This window comes from Bradyrhizobium sp. (genome assembly GCF_019242285.1).
Lineage (GTDB): Bacteria > Pseudomonadota > Alphaproteobacteria > Rhizobiales > Xanthobacteraceae > Bradyrhizobium.
Genome location: NZ_JAFAVV010000370.1, coordinates 1 through 2196, shown reverse-complemented (window position 1 = coordinate 2196; position 2196 = coordinate 1). Strand labels below are relative to the sequence as shown.

Annotated in this window: 2 protein-coding genes; both read right to left on the bottom strand. The window is 60.0% G+C overall.

Features of this window, described 5'->3' with window-relative positions:
* Positions 1–1106: ABC transporter substrate-binding protein (locus JOY90_RS14540; protein ID WP_291691815.1), on the bottom strand; the 1106-nt coding region annotated here is incomplete at its 3' end.
* A gap of 168 nt (positions 1107–1274) precedes the next feature.
* Positions 1275–2196, bottom strand: a 922-nt coding sequence (locus tag JOY90_RS14535) for an MFS transporter (RefSeq protein WP_291691814.1), incomplete at its 5' end; no start/stop codon positions are given.

The window sequence follows — 2196 nt, the reverse complement described above, 5'->3', positions numbered from 1 at the left end:
GTTCCGACGATCGAATCCTTCCAGATTTGCCGATCATAAGTCAGTGCCTTGATATATTCAGCCGCCTTTTCCTTGTTTTGTCCGTATTTGAATAACGCGCACCCCGTCGTCCAGAACACCGTCGAGCCCTCGCCATTGGCGAATTTCGGCAGCGGGCCGAGGTGCAAAGCTTTCGGATCGTCCCAGCTCGCCGCCATGCGCAGCGGTGCGTTGAAGTACTTGATATAAAGACCGACACGCTGGGCGGCGAAGGCGGTCTCGTCCGGAGTCCCGTTGACCCCGGCGTCCGACGTGCCCTCGAGCAGAACATCGGGGTTCGCCAAGGCCATGATCTTCTTCATCAGCTTCAACGCTTCGATCGCGGGTTCGCTTGTGAAGTCGAACAGGCCCTCCGACGTGTACACATGTGTGCTCATGCTGTGCGTGATCGGTGCCAGCGAGCGCCAGCCATGGGCATCGAAGGTGGCGCCCCAGGGTGCCGCGTTGGAAACGGCGATCTTGTTCGCGTCGGCCAAGAAGTCGTCCCAAGTCGGGGGAGCCGCGTCGGCAATGCCTGCCTTATGCGTCAGGCCCGAGTGCCATCCCGTTCCGACCACATCGAGAAGGAAGGGCCAGCTGTAAAGCTTGCCATCGATCGTGCACTCCTCCCGAATTGATGGAAGAATGTCCTCGACCACGTCTTTCGGGATATAATTGTCCCAGGGCTCGATGACTCCGCCCTTGATCATCGCCGACATCTCCACGAACGGCGTCTGGCCAACATACACGTCCCAAGTGCTCTGTTTGTTCTTAGCCTCGGCCACGAAGCGCTCGATGCCGAAGCCCTCGACCGGCGCGATCTGGTAGTTGATGCCGGGGAACTTGGCGTTCACCGCCGGGATGCCGGGGTGAAGGTCTTGGATCCACTGATAGAATGTGGGCGTGAGCGGGCGATCCGCGGCAAGAGCCGAAGCGATGCTCATCCGCGTTGCGGCTCCCACGCCGGCCAGGCCGAGGCCCGCAACCAAGCTTCGCGTGAGCAATTCGCGCCTGTCGATAGTTTGTCGCGGCATCCGCCGATGACCTGCCTGCTGCAGGATGTATTCCTGTTCCTTTTGCACAGTCATGGGTGCGCCTCCCGATGTCTCTTCTCTACGCATCTCCCTCAATACGTGGTGAAACTGTTTCACAAATGCGCAAGACCCGCAACGACAGGAATGTTCTTGCGCGATGCCAAGCGCTGCTCGCTCGACGCCACCCGCCGCATTTGCGCGACCAACTGAACCTGCCTCCGATTAGTCCTGCTCGAACCCATAGATCTCCGGCAGGATGAAGATGGCTGCGAGCAGACCCACCAAGGGGAAGATGGCGACAAGCAAGGTCGCGGCGGCTTGCCCTATGGCCGTGAACAGGGACGGGAAAAGAAAGATCGCAAGGAAGGATGGCAACTTCACGAATACATAGGCGAAGCCGCTGGCCGTGCCGCGATATTCCGGGCTCGCCACCACAGTCGGAATGGTCATGCAGTTTGAGGCATCCCAGTAGTGGCCCCAGAGCATGGCAGCCGCCACGAACGGCAGCACCCCTGGATGGTCCGTATGGATGGCGACAGCCGCGGCCAGCAATGAGACCAGCACGATGCCAAACCCGGCGATGCTGATCCCGCGATGTCCGATCTTGGGCGTGATTATTGGCCCTACCCAGCCTGAGATGGCGGCAATGACATAAAGGCCCATCGTCACAAGATTGGTGCCGAGAATGGACGAAACGCCGAGGCTCACAAACAGCACAGGCAGGTAAAAGGCAAATGTCGAGAATTCGCCGGCCTGGCAAAAGCACGCGATCCAGCCGTAAATCGTCGCGCGCCAGCGGATCGGGTCCTTGCGGATTTCCGAGAGGAAGGCGGTCGGGCGTGGTTTGGGAACGGTGACGTCACTGTCGGGAAGCATGTCGAGCGGATCGGCGTACATGCTCAAGCTCACCTGCTTGGCTTCGCGGAAGCGACCCTGCCTGATGAGCCAGACGGCGGTTTCCGGCAGATCATGGCGCATCACCAGGATCACAAAAGCCGGTAGCGCGCCGAGCCCCAGGGTGACACGCCATATCCACTCTGGCGGCAGTTCCATGACAATGAACACGGCAATGACCGCTAAGGTGAGCACCTCGCCAATGGCAAACATGAACTGCCAGCGGTTGCCCATGACCTCGCGGTCGCCC